16 protein-coding genes and 2 pseudogenes are annotated in these 15,337 nt (G+C 61.1%); 6 read left to right on the forward strand and 12 right to left on the reverse strand.

What is annotated here, in order from left to right:
- Nucleotides 1–10 precede the first annotated feature (10 nt).
- From ACEN42_RS39215 to ACEN42_RS39225, 3 genes are read left to right on the forward strand one after another with little or no spacing between them, the layout of a single operon-like run.
- On the forward strand, nucleotides 11–733 hold the full coding sequence (locus ACEN42_RS39215; protein ID WP_371884459.1) for a hypothetical protein: 723 nt from the start codon (nucleotides 11–13) through the stop codon (nucleotides 731–733).
- A gap of 32 nt (nucleotides 734–765) precedes the next feature.
- Entirely contained in the window at nucleotides 766–1,482 is a 717-nt protein-coding gene (locus ACEN42_RS39220; protein ID WP_371884460.1) for a hypothetical protein, read from the forward strand.
- A complete protein-coding gene (locus ACEN42_RS39225) occupies nucleotides 1,479–2,183 on the forward strand; it encodes a hypothetical protein (RefSeq protein ID WP_371884461.1) in 705 nt (234 codons plus the stop codon). Before ACEN42_RS39220 ends, ACEN42_RS39225 begins: the two co-directional genes overlap by 4 nt.
- 27 nt (nucleotides 2,184–2,210) lie before the next feature.
- Here ACEN42_RS39225 and ACEN42_RS39230 read toward each other — a convergent pair whose 3' ends face one another.
- The 5 genes and pseudogenes from ACEN42_RS39230 to ACEN42_RS39250 all read right to left on the reverse strand — a co-directional run bounded on the left by ACEN42_RS39230 (nucleotide 2,211) and on the right by ACEN42_RS39250 (nucleotide 5,932).
- Entirely contained in the window at nucleotides 2,211–2,594 is a 384-nt protein-coding gene (locus ACEN42_RS39230) for a bacteriophage T4 gp5 trimerisation domain-containing protein (protein ID WP_371884462.1), read from the reverse strand.
- A 139-nt stretch (nucleotides 2,595–2,733) separates the two neighbouring features.
- Nucleotides 2,734–2,865 (reverse strand): annotated as a pseudogene (locus ACEN42_RS39235) (hypothetical protein); the annotation flags it as partial.
- The gene (locus ACEN42_RS39240; protein WP_371884463.1) at nucleotides 2,865–4,583 is read right to left on the reverse strand and encodes a type VI secretion system Vgr family protein; all 1,719 of its coding nucleotides are present in this window, start codon (nucleotides 4,581–4,583) and stop codon (nucleotides 2,865–2,867) included. The gene ACEN42_RS39240 and the pseudogene ACEN42_RS39235, both read right to left, overlap by 1 nt.
- Before the next feature lie 20 nt (nucleotides 4,584–4,603).
- Nucleotides 4,604–4,975 carry a hypothetical protein gene (locus ACEN42_RS39245; protein WP_371884464.1) on the reverse strand — a complete coding sequence of 124 codons (372 nt, stop codon included), beginning with the start codon at nucleotides 4,973–4,975 and terminating at the stop codon, nucleotides 4,604–4,606.
- Nucleotides 4,976–5,290: 315 nt separating this feature from the next.
- Nucleotides 5,291–5,932, reverse strand: coding sequence for a hypothetical protein (locus ACEN42_RS39250; protein ID WP_371884465.1), 642 nt, complete (start codon nucleotides 5,930–5,932; stop codon nucleotides 5,291–5,293).
- Between the two features lie 247 nt (nucleotides 5,933–6,179).
- Here ACEN42_RS39250 and ACEN42_RS39255 point away from each other — a divergent pair, with 247 nt between their 5' ends.
- Nucleotides 6,180–7,202, forward strand: coding sequence for an MBL fold metallo-hydrolase (locus ACEN42_RS39255; protein WP_187609698.1), 1,023 nt, complete (start codon nucleotides 6,180–6,182; stop codon nucleotides 7,200–7,202).
- A 668-nt stretch (nucleotides 7,203–7,870) separates the two neighbouring features.
- On the opposite strand, the gene ACEN42_RS39260 is transcribed toward ACEN42_RS39255, so the two are convergent.
- From ACEN42_RS39260 to ACEN42_RS39280, 5 genes are all read right to left on the reverse strand, one after another.
- The gene (locus ACEN42_RS39260; RefSeq protein ID WP_371884466.1) at nucleotides 7,871–8,203 is read right to left on the reverse strand and encodes a hypothetical protein; all 333 of its coding nucleotides are present in this window, start codon (nucleotides 8,201–8,203) and stop codon (nucleotides 7,871–7,873) included.
- A 769-nt stretch (nucleotides 8,204–8,972) separates the two neighbouring features.
- Nucleotides 8,973–9,224, reverse strand: a complete 252-nt coding sequence (locus ACEN42_RS39265) for a hypothetical protein (protein WP_187609697.1) — start codon at nucleotides 9,222–9,224, stop codon at nucleotides 8,973–8,975.
- A 212-nt stretch (nucleotides 9,225–9,436) separates the two neighbouring features.
- The gene (locus ACEN42_RS39270; RefSeq protein WP_371884467.1) at nucleotides 9,437–9,637 is read right to left on the reverse strand and encodes a hypothetical protein; all 201 of its coding nucleotides are present in this window, start codon (nucleotides 9,635–9,637) and stop codon (nucleotides 9,437–9,439) included.
- Nucleotides 9,638–9,990: 353 nt separating this feature from the next.
- Nucleotides 9,991–10,299, reverse strand: coding sequence for a type II toxin-antitoxin system RelE/ParE family toxin (locus ACEN42_RS39275; protein ID WP_250491325.1), 309 nt, complete (start codon nucleotides 10,297–10,299; stop codon nucleotides 9,991–9,993).
- Complete coding sequence (locus ACEN42_RS39280) at nucleotides 10,287–10,571, reverse strand: CopG family ribbon-helix-helix protein (RefSeq protein WP_187609694.1); 285 nt, start codon at nucleotides 10,569–10,571, stop codon at nucleotides 10,287–10,289. The genes ACEN42_RS39275 and ACEN42_RS39280 overlap by 13 nt, the downstream gene beginning before the upstream one ends.
- 230 nt (nucleotides 10,572–10,801) lie before the next feature.
- Between ACEN42_RS39280 and ACEN42_RS39285 the strand changes: the two are divergent.
- Nucleotides 10,802–11,979, forward strand: a pseudogene (locus tag ACEN42_RS39285) (tyrosine-type recombinase/integrase).
- 106 nt (nucleotides 11,980–12,085) lie between these two features.
- Nucleotides 12,086–12,355, forward strand: a complete 270-nt coding sequence (locus ACEN42_RS39290; RefSeq protein ID WP_371884468.1) for a DUF1488 family protein — start codon at nucleotides 12,086–12,088, stop codon at nucleotides 12,353–12,355.
- A gap of 475 nt (nucleotides 12,356–12,830) precedes the next feature.
- Here ACEN42_RS39290 and ACEN42_RS39295 read toward each other — a convergent pair whose 3' ends face one another.
- Nucleotides 12,831–13,847: a phosphatase PAP2 family protein gene (locus ACEN42_RS39295; protein WP_371884469.1), complete on the reverse strand. Its 1,017-nt coding sequence runs from the start codon at nucleotides 13,845–13,847 to the stop codon at nucleotides 12,831–12,833.
- A 428-nt stretch (nucleotides 13,848–14,275) separates the two neighbouring features.
- On the reverse strand, nucleotides 14,276–14,932 hold the full coding sequence (locus ACEN42_RS39300) for a TetR/AcrR family transcriptional regulator (protein WP_371884470.1): 657 nt from the start codon (nucleotides 14,930–14,932) through the stop codon (nucleotides 14,276–14,278).
- Nucleotides 14,933–15,337: the final 405 nt, after the last annotated feature.

Below are 15,337 nucleotides of genomic sequence, written 5' to 3' on the forward strand. Positions count from 1 at the left end.
TAACGGGGGCGTGACGAACAACAAGGCGAATGCGGAGCCGAAGGTGGATCCCAGGTGCAAGGACATGGACAAGCGGAACCAGGAAAACCGCGAGCAAGTGACCGAGGCATTCGAAGGCTCGCGCACCAATGCAGGAAAGGAAGTGCATGAGAAAGCGTCGAAAGCGGGCATGACCTTCGGCTCGATGCGCGCCAACATCCCCGCTGCGAACGGCGGCCCGCTCAGGCAAACGTGGAGCGCATGCAGCAGCGGGAAGGCCCAGGAGCGCTTCTCCGATTCGCTGAAGGCCGGCGGCGAATCCAAGCAGGGAGCAGGCACCACTACCGTCAGGCTGTGCGACGGCGCGAGTTTCAAGCACAAGCAGGGCGGGTATGGCTATCACGCCGAAGCGCGGCTCATCACGGAAGTGGCGAACGCGACCGGCGGAAACCTCACCGGGGGCACCCTCATTTTCAAAACGGACTGGCGCTACACGTCGCTGCGCAGGAAGAAGCATAAGAAAGGGGCCTGCCAATCAGGGATGCCGTGCCGTGGCTGCTACCAGGCCATGTGTAAAGCGACGAAATGCGGCCTCGAGATCATGCTGTGCAATGCCAATAACGAGCTCGTTCCGTTCGAGAACCCGAGCGGCAAACCCGGATGCAGCGGCAAAAAGAAAAAAGATCCCGCGAAAGACGGCCTCGCCGATCTCGACAAGCGCATGGGCGAGCATCCTTTGTATGGCATAACCTGATGATGCACCACGCTCACACACGAGGGCACGACATGGAAATTCTTTCTGTCATCCGCGACGCGGGCATTGCGGGCGCCCCGCTCCAGTACGAGTGGGACGTCGAGGTGTCGAGAAGCATCACCTATCCGCTCGAAGAGGAGCATCCGCGACTCGCGCGCGCATTCGAACTCATCAGCGACCGCGCGGCGCTCGCGGCTGCGATGGCCAGCGCCGAATGGGTGGCGCAACGCTTCGAGGGAATCATCGATATCGGCGATGCGCTCATGCGCATCGAGGCGGGCTACGCCGCCGTGATCGACCCGCGTCTCGCGACACTGCCGACGCCCGGCGAACCGTTCCCCGACGAACTGCAAGATGCGCACGGTCCCTTGAAACTCGCCCGCATGATCATTACGACGGCGTTCGAGTACACGAAAGACGGCGAAGGCGTGGTGGACGAGTCGCTGAGCATGGCCCTGCTCGCGCGACATGTGTGTCCGCAGCGAAAGAAATACGACGCGTGGCTATCCGCCGTCTTGAAGCGCGCGGCGAAGCACTATCCGTACGTGGAGGATGAACCGCCCGAACACCAATCCCCCGTCCCCCGCGAATTCTTCGACCTCACCCCCGACTGGACCCCCGCCCACGCCACCACCGAATTACGCGCATTCCTCGCCTCGCTCGACCCCGCGCGCAATCCGTATCTGATCGCCGACGAAGTGCTGCGCGCGCAACGCGATCCCGCTTCCGTTCCGCCCCAAAAGCCATGATGCACTTCGACTGCCTGCCGCCCATTGCGTCCTGTCTCGACCGGCATGCGCCGCTTCGCTACATCTGGGACGACACCCGCGCTTCGGCAGACTATCGCTACGATCCGGACTGGGTGCTGCAAGCGGCGGCGGGCATGTCCACGCGCGCAAACATGGTGCTGTGCGTCGGCCTCTACGAATGGATCATGTGGCGCTTCGACGCTTTCGTCGATGACCCCGTGCCCCGGCAAGTGCTCGAAGCCGCGTGGTGCGCCACCGTGGACCCGTCGCGCATCGCGCTGTTCGAGCTGGCGCGTCGCGAGTGGCTCGGGCCCGTGCGCGGCCCGTTGTGGTGCGCGGTCACATGGCTTCGGCCCGCGGTGGCCTCGGGCGACGATTTCCCTTTCGAAATCGAAGACGCGCTGCAATACCTGACGCGTCTCGCCGTGCATGTCTGCCCGTGGCGCGATCCATTCGAGCAATGGCTGCGCGACGTGCTGACCCGCCTCACCGCGCTTTTTCCCTTCGTGCCCGACGATCCGTTCGACGATCTCTTCTCGGAGGAAACCGCGCGCCGCCGCGGTACGCTCATCGCGCGCAGCGTGCTCGATACGACCCATGCCTATGACATCGGCGAAGGCGCGCGCTGGAGTGCGGCGTTGCTCCGGCAGGCGACAGCCGCATCGAATCCGTTTCTGGAGCCTGTCGCGCAGACACCGTGAGCGCGCCGGGCGGCCCGGCGGCACGGTTCAGTTCTGCAGAATCTTCGAACCCGTCATCGCGATTTCGCTGTCCGCCTTCGCGTTGATCTTCCCGCTCGCGACGATCGACACATTCTTCCCCTTGATCTGGATGGTGCCATCCTTCTTCATGAGAATGCTCGCATCGCCCGTCTTGATGACCACCGACTCCGCCGCCTCGATGATGAGATTCTTGCCCACCTTGAGTGCGTCGTCCTCGGTCACCGAGGTCGTGCGCCCCTTGCGCACCGTGCTCGACTGCGCGCCGTCGATCGACTCGCTCGCATCCTTCGCGACCGTCACCGTCTGTGCGCCGCTCACCGCGAGCGACTGATCGCCGCCCACGCTCGTCGACTGCTTGCCGCCCACGCTCACGGTCTGATCCGAGCCCACCGCTGGACCCGACGCTCACCGTCTGACTCGCGCCGACGGTCTCCGTGTGATAAGCGCCAATGGTCACGATCTGATACGCGCCGACCGTCACGGCCTGGAACGCGCCGACGGTGACCTCCTGCGCGGCGCCCACCGTAATGGTCTCGTTGATGCCCACGCTGTGGGTGCGTTGCAGAAACACCGTCGCGGTCTCGCTCGCCTTCACGGTCTTGGTCCGGTTCGAGCCGATCGTGATGCGCTCGTCGACGCCCACCGTCTCCGTGCGATTCATCACGACATCGATCTTCTCGTCGTTGCCGACCGTTTTTCCGTGCGGTTGTGCTTCACGACCGTGGTCTCGTCGTGGTCGACGTTCTTCTTGCGGTCATTGCCGACCCAATGCGTCTCGTCCTTCTCCACTTCGATATCCTGATTGCGCTCGGCATGCAGCAAGACCTGCTCGGCGCCCTTCTTGTCCTCGAAGCGAAATTCGTTGCAGTTCGCCGCGCTGCCGCCCTTCGACGAGCGGCTTTTGATGCCGGTCTGCGTCATGTTCGCGGGCAGGTCGTAAGGCGGCATCTGCTCGGCGATGTAGACGCGCCCCGTGATGATCGGCCGGTCGGGATCGCCTTCCAGAAAATCGACGATCACTTCCTGCCCCATGCGCGGAATCGCGATTGCGCCGAAGCCCTTGCCCGCCCACGGCTGCGACACGCGTATCCAGCACGAGCTGTTTTCGTCGCGCTTGCCTTGCCGGTCCCAGAAGAACTGCACCTTGACCCGGCCGTACGCGTCCGTATGAATTTCGTCGCCGCCGGGCCCGACGACCACCGCCGTCTGCGGCCCCTGCACGAACGGCTTGCGCGTCACGCGTGCGGGCGCGAAGGCCTGCTTCGCGTCGATCGCGGAGAACCAGCACTCGCAGCGGTTCGACTGCGCGCCGTCGAAGGCTTCGTAATCCGCCAGATCGATCTCGTATTGCGTGCGCGTGACGAGATACTGCGTGTTCTGATCGGCGCGCGGATGGCGCGTCAGCTTGAGCAATGCGCCCGTGCGCACGCGCTTGCTGTTGGTGCGCGCGTCGGCCTGATGCCAGTTGATGCTTGGGTCCGCGCTCGCGCCGCCCTCGACGAGCCATTCGTCGGCACGCGTTTTCGTCCGGCTTTCGCCGTGATTCGCGTCGGCATAGCCGCCGGGATAGTCGAAATGCTCCAGCCCGGAAAATGCGTCGAAGCCCGGCATCTGCTTGACGGCCTGTTTCTGCAAGGCGCGCGACGGATGCTTGAAGTCGTAGTCGGTGAGCAGCCAGTTGCGCGTTTCGATCATGTGATTGACACGCCACTCGCTCACATAATCGATGGCGGGCGCGGCGTTCATCACCGCGCCGTACGGCAGCGATTCGCAGCCCGCGACGCTGTCGCGCGCGGCGGGCGTGTCGGTCAGGATGAGCGCTTCCTTGCCGTCCGTGTCCTGAAACCAGTAGTAGATGCCCTCGTCTTCCAGCAGACGGCTGACGAAGTTGAAATCCGACTCCCGATACTGCACGCAGTATTCACGCGGCGGATGCGTGCGCTCGTTGGCCTTCCACTTGACTTCGCCGATTTCGAGCTGCTTGTAGACCGGATCGGAGAAGATCGCCTTCACGATCTCCTCCACCGTCTTGTTCTGGAAGATGCGGCAGTTGCTGCGGCGTGTGAGCAGCCACAGCCACGGGCGCACCGCCGCTTCGTACATGAAGAGGCGTCCGCGCATGCCGGTCTGCCGGAAGCTCACCACATAGCCGCCGAACACGCGCGGCTTTGCGCCTTCCAGATGCAGCGACACGCTCACGCGCTTGCCGAGTATCCGCGCGATGTCGATATCCGCGCGCTTCGACACGAGCGTAAGCTCGCAGCACGGCATGCGCCCGAGCGCCGCGCTCGCGCGCAGCGACAGAAAGCGCAGGTCGTCGGCGAGCGGCGTATCGACGCTTGCGAGCGGTTGCGCCGTTACGGCATCGTTGCTGGCCATCGGCGCCTCCGCATCGAGAATCAGCGCACTTCGGTCGTGCGCACGTCCCAGCCGAACTTGACCGCGCCGCCGAGCGCGCCCTTGTCGTCCTGCGGCTTGTACTCGAATTCGATGTCCGCGCGGCCATGCACATTGAACAGCAGCTTCGCGCGCGCGATGAGCCGGTCGCGGGCGCGGCCGTACACGCCGAACGCGGCGACGATGCCGATGCCCGCGGCACGCATGCGCTCGATGACTCGCGCGCGCCGCGGGCACAGCGAGCCGATGAACAGCACGTCGATATCGCGCGGCTCGGCGAAACGGATGCGCGTGAGTTCCGGCACGTATCCGACCGGCACGACGCGCACGCCGAGGGCCGCGAAGCGCGCGCGTTGGCGGCGTCGTAGTCCCACACGGCATGACGGCGCAGGAGCGCGAGGAATGGCGGCGTGATCCAAGGCGAACCTGCGTGGACTTGTTCGAGGTTGTAGAGAATCGCATCGGGCGCGAGCGTCAACGGATAGTGCGGCAGCAGATTCGAGCCGAGCACGATGTGACGCCGCCCGTCGAGCCGTCCTTCGCGAGTCATCACGCTGTCGTGACCGAGCGCGAGCAGCGCGTAATGAAGCGTCTCGGCCACTTCATGGAAGGCGGCGGAATGCACATAGCCCGGCGGCGAAACCACGGTGACGGCGAATTTCATCGGATCGATCGATGCACGCGAAGCGCTAGGCCGTCAAGGCGCCGCCGGGTATCGACAGGCGGTCGAAGGCCGGCTGAGCGACCTCGAAGTGAAAGCACTTTTCGTCCTTGAACTCGCCGGCATGTGTGAAACCCAGTTCGACGGAATGGCCCAGCCGGAGGATCGGAAACGCCATGAAGGTTCGGCACGCTTCGAGAAACGCCTTCGCCTGAGCGGGCTCCATGCTGTTGCGCCTGCCCGGCCCGGTGGTCGGGCCGCTGTAGTGAGCGACGTCGAATACTTCGACGAACGGGCTGCGCCCCAGGTGCCGCGAGATCGACTGCGGTCCGCCATGCACGCCCTCGATGGCGCGGATCAGGTAGGCAATGGCGATGCGCTCGCCCGCATGGGTCGCGTGCAACGCCCGCGCATGCGCGATGATCTTCGGGACCGCGTGATTCTTGTACGACGCTTCCTTGCCTTCCACCACGTGCTTCTGAAAGAAGATTCGAGCCTGATCGCATACGGCGCGCTCGGCGCTCGTCACGTAGACCGAAGGCAGATGCGCGCGCTGCGCCAGCGTCTGGAGCAACGCGTGCGAATAGGACGAGATCGGCACGCCGAGAATGCGAACGGGATCGGCAAGGTTACCGACGTGATGATGGGCTGAAATGGCAGCATGGTTCATGGCGCGTTGAGCCTCGATCGGTCATGCACGACACGGGTCGGCGCGCCGCGCTGTCGTGACGCGTTCCGCTCTTTTGCATAGACGAGCGGCGAGGGCGCGCTTTGAACGGCCTCACCGCTTGTCGCGCGGCCATCTTGCAATCCGTGGAAACGCGATGCCCCGGTTCACGGTTTATTTTCCTATCCTTGGCAACGAAGCGATGTAACCGCACGAGGCTTTCGCTCACAACGCGCTCAGGGGAGCCGCCATGAAGAATCTGCTGATCGCCGGGCTGCTCCTGTGCCTCGCGCTCGTCACCGCCGCGCGCGCCGTGGCGCTCACGGTATCCGGCGACGAGAAGCTGCCGGCATACACGCAGGCGGCGCGTCCCGGAACGATCATGGTCACGTTTCTGGGTACCACCACCCTTCTGTTCGACGACGGCGACACGCAGATTCTCGTCGACGCGTTCATCACGCGGCCATCGATCGCCAACGTCGCGCTCGACAAGGTGCAGACCGCGCCCAGCGCGGTCAACGAGATCCTGAAGCAGACGGGCGCGACCCGCGTCAAGGGCATCTTCGTGACGCATGCGCATTACGATCACGCGCTCGATGTCGCCTATCTCGCGCACAAGACCGGCGCGCGGCTGTACGGATCGAACAGCGTGCTCAACATCGGGCGCGGCGGCGGTCTCAAGGGCGAACAACTCGTTCATCTCGCAAGCGGACAAGGCAATCGCGTCGGCAACTTCGAGGTCACGCCGATACCCTCGAAGCACTCGACGCCGATTCGCTTCATCAACGACGATTTGGGTCAGCAGATTCGCACGCCCCTTACGTTGCCTGCACCCGCGAAGGCCTTTGTCGAAGGCCGCACGTATGACCTCCTGATCCGTAACGGCGGGCACAGCATACTGGTGGTCGCCTCCGCCAACTTCGAAGCAGGCGCCTTGTACAACGTGCATGCGGAAACCGTGTTCCTGTCCACCGCCGGACTGCTCACGGGCGGTTCCGATTTCCGCGCGCGTTACTACGACAATACCGTGGGCTGCGCGCGCCCCTCGCTCGTCATTCCCGTGCACTGGGACAACTTCTTCAAGCCGCTGTCGAAGCCGCTGGCCGCGATGCCCGGCGCCGATTCGACGCTGAACTACCTGCGCGGAAGATTGCAGCAGGATCACATTCGCCTCGGCGTCATGGAAGGCCTGCAAAGAGTAAAGCTATTCGATGCGAACACGCCGATCGAACCGTATGCCGGACCCGGCGCGAACTGCCTCGACTACGACTGAAGATGTCGACACGCCTCATCTTCAACACATACGAACGCGCCCCTGTTCGAACAAGCACTCATAGTCTCTGACATACAGGATCGGTGCAGCTTCATATTCGTCCATGGACTCCCGCTTCTGAGCAAGATCGGTGTGCATTTCGAAAGTCTCGGCTGCATCCCTACATTCGGCCTTTGATTTGCTTGCAATCCGCGGCGGCGAAGACCGAGTAGGGTGCTTCGAATACGCGATCGTCCCACTATCACGACGCCGCGCTAACGGCGATTGAGATGGGTTTCCGGCAGGCTTTCGCATAGCGGCAGCCGACCATCTCTCGCCTATAATCCAAGTTCAAAAGTCAACGCGCCGCACTGGAGCTTAAGCTATGAGTCAGACCCGCAGGCGAAATGCGGGACGCCGAGAAAAGGCGAACAGCCGCCAGCCTCAACACCTGTCTAAAGCCAATCTCTCGTCCGGTAGCCGTACGTCCTCGCAGTCGCCCTCCAGGGAGCCCGCTCCGACGGCTTCAGTCATCAAGACGCGGTCGCTTCAGTTTTTGGGGAATGCGGTCGGCCACGAGAATATTGCGTTGGCGCTGGGTTCCACTGTGTCACGTGTCGCGGAGCTTACGAAGGGCGAAAGATTCACGCCCGAGACTGCCTTCCACATGGAGACCGCGCTCGGTCTGCCTAGGGTTTTTCGATCAGCCCTACCCTGTCCTTTCGCCCGAACTCATTGCTCGCTTGAAAACGCCCCTTGAGTTTGTTCGAACGGACGACGACCTGGATGACGACGCCAAGGCGGTGCCGGGGCCGGCCGTTCCAGTCACACAAGAACAGTTGTTTGTTGCGGAGGGTTCGTCCGAGGATGCACAAATGCCATCTCAGAAAGCGAAGAACCCGCATAGCACCCCGAAGACCGGTCGCCTCGCTGCCGAGGCACGATGCTCGCGCCAGCCGGTCATTGGCGGACACGTCAGCAGAGGGCCATCGCCGGAACGTGTGGTCGTAGGTGTGATTCACGCGACCGTTCTCCCGCCAACATTTGTACGTGCGACGCCACCGGCGGCCGAGAGAGTCGACAACTAACGAGGAAGAGCAATTGCGCAGGGGCCTGTTTGTTATATCGATAGGAATGGCATTCGCCTCGGCTTCCATGGCGGGTGAGCACTATGTCGAGTTTTGGAATCCACCGGAGGTCCACCGTAACGCGCATAAGTTGGCTCGCCGGCTCAACAGGCCGGTCAATCATCAAACGTCGTCTGCCGGCGGGACTAGGTTGCCACGCACAGCGAAGCGGCGAGTCAGTGCGGCCTCCGGTAGCGGAAAACGGATGGCCTTCGGTCTACAGATAAAGCGGCGGTGGACCTTCGAGGACATTCCGCGCCAAGTCACTCCTGAAGGCAATATTCTGCGCGTCAGCCACACGTCGGCGTCGAGTGCGTCTCGCCGTGCAGGCGTCTGCGGTCTCGAACAGCACCGGTGGTGCATCAATCGATCGGCTCGAGCACGAAATGAAGTTCTGCGTACCCAGCGTTGCACCGCCAGGCCTCGTTGCCCTCTCGGAGAAAGACATCCATACCCTTCGCGACTTTGCACGGGGCCTGCGGATATACAGAACCATGCTCATTGACGGCAGCAGCAAGGCGCTGCGCTCCTTACAGAACGCCATGTATCTTCCATCCCGCAGTGTCATTCGATCCGCCAGAATCGGAAATGCCTGCGCACCGCCAACCCAACGCTGGCCGATGAACCGGCGGTAGTGCCGATTTGCTTCACTGTTCGCCGTCCATCAGCGCCCGCGCAATGTTGCCCGCACAAGTGCCAGCGTATAGGGTGCCTGCACGGCACGTGGCAGGCGGCGCTTCGAAGCGTCGGTGATGACTCGCTCACCATCTTCCGTGGTCCACGCCACGACCTGCGTGCTCAACGTTTCGAACGCAGTGCGCACGGCCAGTTCAAGCTTTTCGTCGCAACCCAGCTCGTCCCTTTGGTCGTGCGCGTCGGCCTGCGCGTTCCACTTCGCTTTCGCAGCCTCGATCACTTCGTTTTCACTCGTCTCGATTCCTTCTCCTGTTTCTGGCGCCGTGTCGCTTTACCTTGTTGGCCTGAGAAGTTCATGTCGTTCATCGCAGCAACGATGACGGTTTTTCGTCCTTTACCGACATGTCAAGTTGCTGCGCTCCCGCGTCTGCGGCGACTTCTATTGTCCAGAAGTTGGAGCGCGGCCATGCGTGGTGATCGCCGCGCTTGCGACTATGTCCAGAAGCCCGCTGGAGCTAATCGATGAATGCGGATGTATCCATTCATCGGCAAGATCAGTCGAATGTGTACCCCTTCGCCATCGAACTCATCGTCGCGGATGCTCTCGCCGCGCGGCAGGCCCAGTTGAACGCCGGCTGCCCGCGCCCATGCGGTGGCCTCCGGATCTGAGCTTTTGATCACAGCCCAATTCATTGGAGCATCCCGGTGAGACGCGTCTCCTCGGTGCACCTGAGCATCTCGCACTGCGCAGCATTGAGGTTGCCGTCGATTAATGATCGTAACAGCGAGGCATGATTGCCAAGAAGCTACGAAATCGGTGCGAGCGGATTTTCGGCCGGGTGCCGTATCTCAGCTCTCCTTGCAGAAATACCGACTCCACTTAGGAACTGCAGCAGCTTGTCCTGCTTAGCTGACGCATCAATTGAATAGTCGTTCTGCATACTTCCCGGTTTTTCAGCGGTCGAGTTGGGTTGACCATTTCGCGCCCCTCGCTGCGCAACGGATGCGTTGTGCTGGATTGAACGTCAACGAATCAGCAAGAACGCTCAAGGAGCTTCTCGTCGGTAGCGTAGTTCTCGCTGACTTCGAATCGCTAGGACGAAAACCGCGTCAAACTCAGGCAAAAACCGATACAACGCCAGATACCCATGCGCTCCATTTGAAATGACCAATTCGCGCATGCCTGGGTGGTTGTCGACCGGCCTGCCGATCATTGGACTTGACTGGAGAATGTCGAGGGCGGACACGATGTCGGCGATGCGCTCTGCCGCACGCTCGGGCGTGTGTTCGAAAAGAAACTCGAATATCCGATCGAAGTCGTCTCCAATTTCCTGCGCCAGGATTACTCGCGCCATCGCCTTACCTTGGGCATTTGTGGCGAGCCGCCTGCTGCGCGTTCGCGCAAAAACTCACGCATCTCTGTCCAGTCGAGCCCGGCACCCGTCTCGAGCATGTTCGCGAAGCGCGTGCTTCCCTGATCGAACAGCGCTTGGCGCAACTCCTCGTTCGCTACCCGTTCCGCGATGGCGTCGAGCATAAAACTGTGTGCCGTGGTCCCCGACTGCTCGGCGAGGCGAGAGATACGATCGCGAAGATCCGGTGGCAGGCGAAGCGTGGTGGTCGACATGACAGCCCTCGGTGTGCTACAGATGTGCTACATCTTACAGGGGCGCTTCTAGATTGCAAGCCGAACTTCTAAATCGGACGCGAGCATTCTATTATCTTGTTGATTCTGCGACCTTTTTTGGTCTGACGTTCCGCTTATAATGTTAGCTACAATGGTCGAAACGTCGATAAGGGATTCGCGTGATCTTGACGCCCGCCCCGCCCCCGCCCACCCTACTTGCACTTCAGCCTATGCCGCTGGAGAGGCTCGTCATTCCGTCCGAGTTGGACGGCAGCACGGGCCTGAACCGCGCGGTCACCGGGCGCGCGCAGATCGCCGCCAACAACGATCTCGATGCGATCCGGGCGTGGCTGTCACGCTTCACGGACACCAAGACCACGTTCGAGAACTACCGCAAAGAGGCCGAGCGGCTCTTGCTCTGGTCGGTCGTCATGCTTGGCAAACCGCTGTCCTCGCTCACGCACGAAGACTGCCTGCGCTATCAGCAGTTCTTGGCCGATCCGCAACCGGCCGCGACGTGGGTCGCCGGCGGCGGCCGCGAGCACGCGCGCAGCGATGCGCGCTGGCGTCCGTTCTATGGTGCGCTGTCGCTCGCCAGTCAGCGCCAGGCGATCGTGATCCTCAATGCGCTGTTCTCGTGGCTGGTGCAAGCAGGCTATCTGGCCGGCAATCCACTCTCCCTTTCTCGTCAGCGCGCCCGGCACGCAGCCCCACGCATCACACGCTACCTGGAGCCGAGTGTCTGGCAGGAGGTCAAGGACACCATCGCTACCATGCCGCGAGAGACCGACCGCGAGATCGCTCATGCGTACCGGGTACGGTGGCTCTTCACCCTCCTCTACCTCGGGGACTGCGCATCGCGGAGGTCGGTGCCAATACCATGGGCCAGTTCTTCGTTCGGCGTGATGCGGATGGCACGATGCGCTGGTGGCTGACCGTGCATGGCAAAGGGGGCAAGGACCGTCTGGTGCCGGCGACGCGGGAAATGATGCTGGAACTCTCGCGTTACCGACAACACCTCGGGCTGAGCGCGCTCCCCTCTCCGAATGAGGATACGCCGTTGGTCTTGCCGATCGGCGCGACGGCAGCGAACCACGGCACCAAGACCTGTGCGCCGCTGACGCGCGCCGCGTTGCATGCGATCGTCAAAGCGGTGTTCGCGAGCGCCGCAGCCCGACTACGCGAGCGCGACGCATCGTCCGCTGCCCACGCCGATCTGCTGGAGAAAGCCTCGGCTCATTGGTTGCGCCACAGCGCGGGCTCGCACATGGCTGACCAACAGGTCGACTTGCGGCTCGTACGCGACAATCTCGGACACGCATCGCTGACCACGACAAGCCTGTACCTGCATATCGACGATGATCGACGTCATCGGGAAACCGACGAGAAACATCGCATCGACTGGTGACGGACTTGGGCAGGAGCGCTGTGGCGCACACAGTCAAGCGACACGCGTCCCAAATCGTGCGACGTCATGCCAAAATCGCTCGAACTCGCACTACGACTCGCTCGCCATGGAAGCACTTGACCTTGAAGCTCAGATTTCGGCCAATCGACGCGGCGTGATCTTCGTCCTCGCGGGGAAGGCCGGCACCGTTGAATGCTTGATTGCGCGCGCCGCGTTGGAAGCCTGTTTCTGGCTGCCGCCGGATGCGGACGATGCCAAAACGTTGAAGACTTTTCAGGATGGCGCCAACCGTATCTACGCCGTCGCTCATCGAAAGCTACTCGCGCATCCCTCGGCACGCCTTGAATTGACGACGGCTGACTTCGCCCGCGGCTGAGGTGACCGTCGGCCCTCGACTACGTTGACGGCAAGTTTTAATGGCGCAGCTGTTGAGCGGAAGTGCGCGACAGACGATTAGTTGCAAGTGGACGGAGGCGACGCGCTATCCGCCCCTCCGTTACCTTCTGTGAAATCGCCTGAACCAATCCTGATTTTGTCGCCAGCTCCCCGCTTATTTTCGAGCTGTGCATGAAGCAATCGCTCTCCCACTTTGCCCGCCGGTTGTCGACGAGAATTCATTTTTGAGGCGCAGATCCACCGTGACGCAGGAGTCCTCGCGCCAAAGTCGCTTTCACGGCACCGCGAATTCGTCGACGCTGCGGCTTCACCTGGGCCTACGTCGGAGGAAGGAGCTTCTTACTGTAAGTCTGCAAATGGCCGGATCGCTGACGTTGGCGGCCTCGACTGTCGGATGGCAACGGCCTTCATCAGTGAACTCACCTTCACGACCCGGAAGAGACATCGCGGCCGCTCTAAAGCGGACGCTCGCGAGCAGCAAAGTCGGCCATCTCACCGCGCGGACGAGCAATAGCATTCGGTAACGACGATCTCCGGCAGACGATTGCGTTGTAAGTAAAGAGAGTCAGTGCAAACAGGAGAAGCCCTGCGATTACGTCAGCCAGATAATGACCGCCCTGCGTAGGCGTGGACAGAATCATAATCACGTTGAGCGGTACGGCGATGCATACGAGCCAAGGGACCCTTCGCAAAGAATACGTGAAGAGCACTGCCAATGCCGTGTGGAACGATGGCAGAGACACTAATCCCTGTGCATTGGCGAGGTTAATAACCTTTAGAGACCCCGCGCGGAGCAATGCGAAGTCGGACACCGTCGCCTTAGCGGCGTTGTCGTTCACATTGAAATGAACGAACGCGCTCGTTGCCGGAAAAGGCGTCGAGATCAGAAGCAAGTATCCGCTTGCAATCACAAGTAAAAAAAAGAAAGCAGGCAATTCCTCGCGCGCTCCGAACAATCCAAGGAAGACAGGTACTACCATTAACTGCCATTGTCCGCTTGCATATGCAAATTCAAGCACTCCGGAGAGGCGCGGGTGAGCCAGTACCCATTGATAAACGACGGGCCAGTCGAAACCTAGCGAACGGTCAAACGCAATCAACGAGCGCTCAACGAGAGGCGCGTCCAGCGAGACGCAGAGATAAGACAGGATACAAGTCGCCGATACGAACAACGAAAGCAGCGCGCACCATGCAGCTGTGTCCGACACCCTCGCGTAATGCAACTTCTTAGTGAGGACGTGATAGCGAGGAATGCGGCCAATGGCCCGCAATACCACCGCAATGCCGAGCAGAACTAACGCCCCTTTGCAAGTTGGGATAAGGCTTGTCCATCTCACTGAATGAGCACTGGTTGCAATCCAAAGGGCGTCGATTATCGCGATGATCGTGACAATGCTCCAACCGACGACACAACGCTGTTGAAATGACGGCAGCGACCTAGTACGGCCAAAATTCGACTCAGATTGGATCATTCGCAATGTCGGACCAGTTTGCAATAATAGCTTTCAACGGAACGTAGTATTGGCTTATCGCGAAGCCGATAGGGCATACGTGTTTACGGCGGGCAGACCTGAAATCTTTAGGCTGGAAGCGTCTCGGCCGTAAGATTCGCCTAATCGTCAACGACCTCGCCGCAGAAGTCGAATGTCCCTTACTGGCCGGTTGCCGAAGTTCTCAGCCCAACGGCCGCGTCGACGGCAACGACTGCGAGGTGGCTTCCCGGACTTGACCCATTTACATTCAGTTTGAAGTACTTCTGCACATCCATTTTTTCCGGAAGTACACCTATGCATTACGGCGTTATATTCCTTTATGTTAAATACGTCGGGTAACTGATTAATAGTGCTGAGTTCAACTGCTCAAGCGCCGCGAACGGTGTCATTGCTTCTCTCCCGCAAATTCAGCCCGGCACGCTCGCGCAATGATCATGGCACAGACCTTCTTCTACCCATTGCGACGAAACGTACGAAAAGAATCCGGCAAGAGCGGTCTGAATCGCTTGGTCGCTCATCATTTGATGGTTGCGCATTCTGAATAACTGCACGCCTTCGCACAGGGCTGCCAGGCTGAACGCGACGGCGTCAGCTTGAACGGACAGCGGCCTGCCGATGCGCTCGGAAACCATACGGATGTGCGCGCTGAGGTGCTCGAGTCTATCGTGCTGGAACGCGCCAATGCGCGCCTGAAGGCCAGTATTTCGGCATGCAAGCCGGGTAGCCTCAAGCCAAAGAGCAAAAGATTCGTGTTCAAGGAGACATTGCTCGAAATAGGCGATGGTGCGCGCCTTCATTTCTTCAGGCGTGTCACTCTCTTCGATAATCGCCTGGAGACTCGCGCGCGCCCTATCGTCGTCGCGGCGCAACGACTCGAGCAGCAACTCCAGTTTGCCCCCGAAATTCGAATAAAACGCACCGCGCGTGTACCCGGCCACCTCAGCAATGTCCTCAACGCTGGTCGCAGCCACTCCCTTTCTAACGAACAACTTCCGTGCAGCTTCGAGCAGGCGTTCTCGCGTCTGCTCTCTGCTCTCCGCGCGTGTCAGGCGTTGCGTTTTCATGACATACGGTACCGGTCAGGCGGTTCTTTGGTGCCGCCCAAATGGGCGGGCTTGTCGGGATGATGGCTTCCACGAATATTTTAACCAACAATGGCTATGGATCCGGTTGTCGTACGCCGCCCGATTCTTGACATTAGACTCAATTCTGATACACAAGTCAACGTCGGCGGCACGGTTTGGTTGCCGCCTTCGGAAGGAACCGTCTGCAACAGGGGAACCCTTAGAATACGCCGAGATGCCCGCAGGAAGCGCCAGCGCGCCCGTTGCGAGGGGTCCGAGGAGCGGGTCGAGAGCAGCGTTGCTCGGTCAAGATATCGGAGACGTTCCAGCGGTAGCGTGCGCCTTTGGAGTTCGGTACGACGTAACGCGGTCCAGGCGGGCGGTCCGCTCGGGTCTCGGGCAAAG

Origin of the sequence: Caballeronia sp. S22, assembly GCF_964261745.1 — a bacterium.
Classification (GTDB): domain Bacteria; phylum Pseudomonadota; class Gammaproteobacteria; order Burkholderiales; family Burkholderiaceae; genus Caballeronia; species Caballeronia jiangsuensis.

Coding starts and splice junctions, on each gene's coding strand:
- ACEN42_RS39240 (WP_371884463.1), bottom strand. CDS start 4,583: ATGGCCAGCAACGATGCCGTAACGGCGCAACCGCTCGCAAGCGTCGAT.
- ACEN42_RS39250 (WP_371884465.1), bottom strand. CDS start 5,932: ATGAACCATGCTGCCATTTCAGCCCATCATCACGTCGGTAACCTTGCC.
- ACEN42_RS39255 (WP_187609698.1), top strand. CDS start 6,180: ATGAAGAATCTGCTGATCGCCGGGCTGCTCCTGTGCCTCGCGCTCGTC.
- ACEN42_RS39290 (WP_371884468.1), top strand. CDS start 12,086: ATGGAAGCACTTGACCTTGAAGCTCAGATTTCGGCCAATCGACGCGGC.
- ACEN42_RS39225 (WP_371884461.1), top strand. CDS start 1,479: ATGATGCACTTCGACTGCCTGCCGCCCATTGCGTCCTGTCTCGACCGG.
- ACEN42_RS39275 (WP_250491325.1), bottom strand. CDS start 10,299: ATGGCGCGAGTAATCCTGGCGCAGGAAATTGGAGACGACTTCGATCGG.
- ACEN42_RS39300 (WP_371884470.1), bottom strand. CDS start 14,932: ATGAAAACGCAACGCCTGACACGCGCGGAGAGCAGAGAGCAGACGCGA.
- ACEN42_RS39295 (WP_371884469.1), bottom strand. CDS start 13,847: ATGATCCAATCTGAGTCGAATTTTGGCCGTACTAGGTCGCTGCCGTCA.
- ACEN42_RS39220 (WP_371884460.1), top strand. CDS start 766: ATGGAAATTCTTTCTGTCATCCGCGACGCGGGCATTGCGGGCGCCCCG.
- ACEN42_RS39280 (WP_187609694.1), bottom strand. CDS start 10,571: ATGTCGACCACCACGCTTCGCCTGCCACCGGATCTTCGCGATCGTATC.
- ACEN42_RS39270 (WP_371884467.1), bottom strand. CDS start 9,637: ATGAATTGGGCTGTGATCAAAAGCTCAGATCCGGAGGCCACCGCATGG.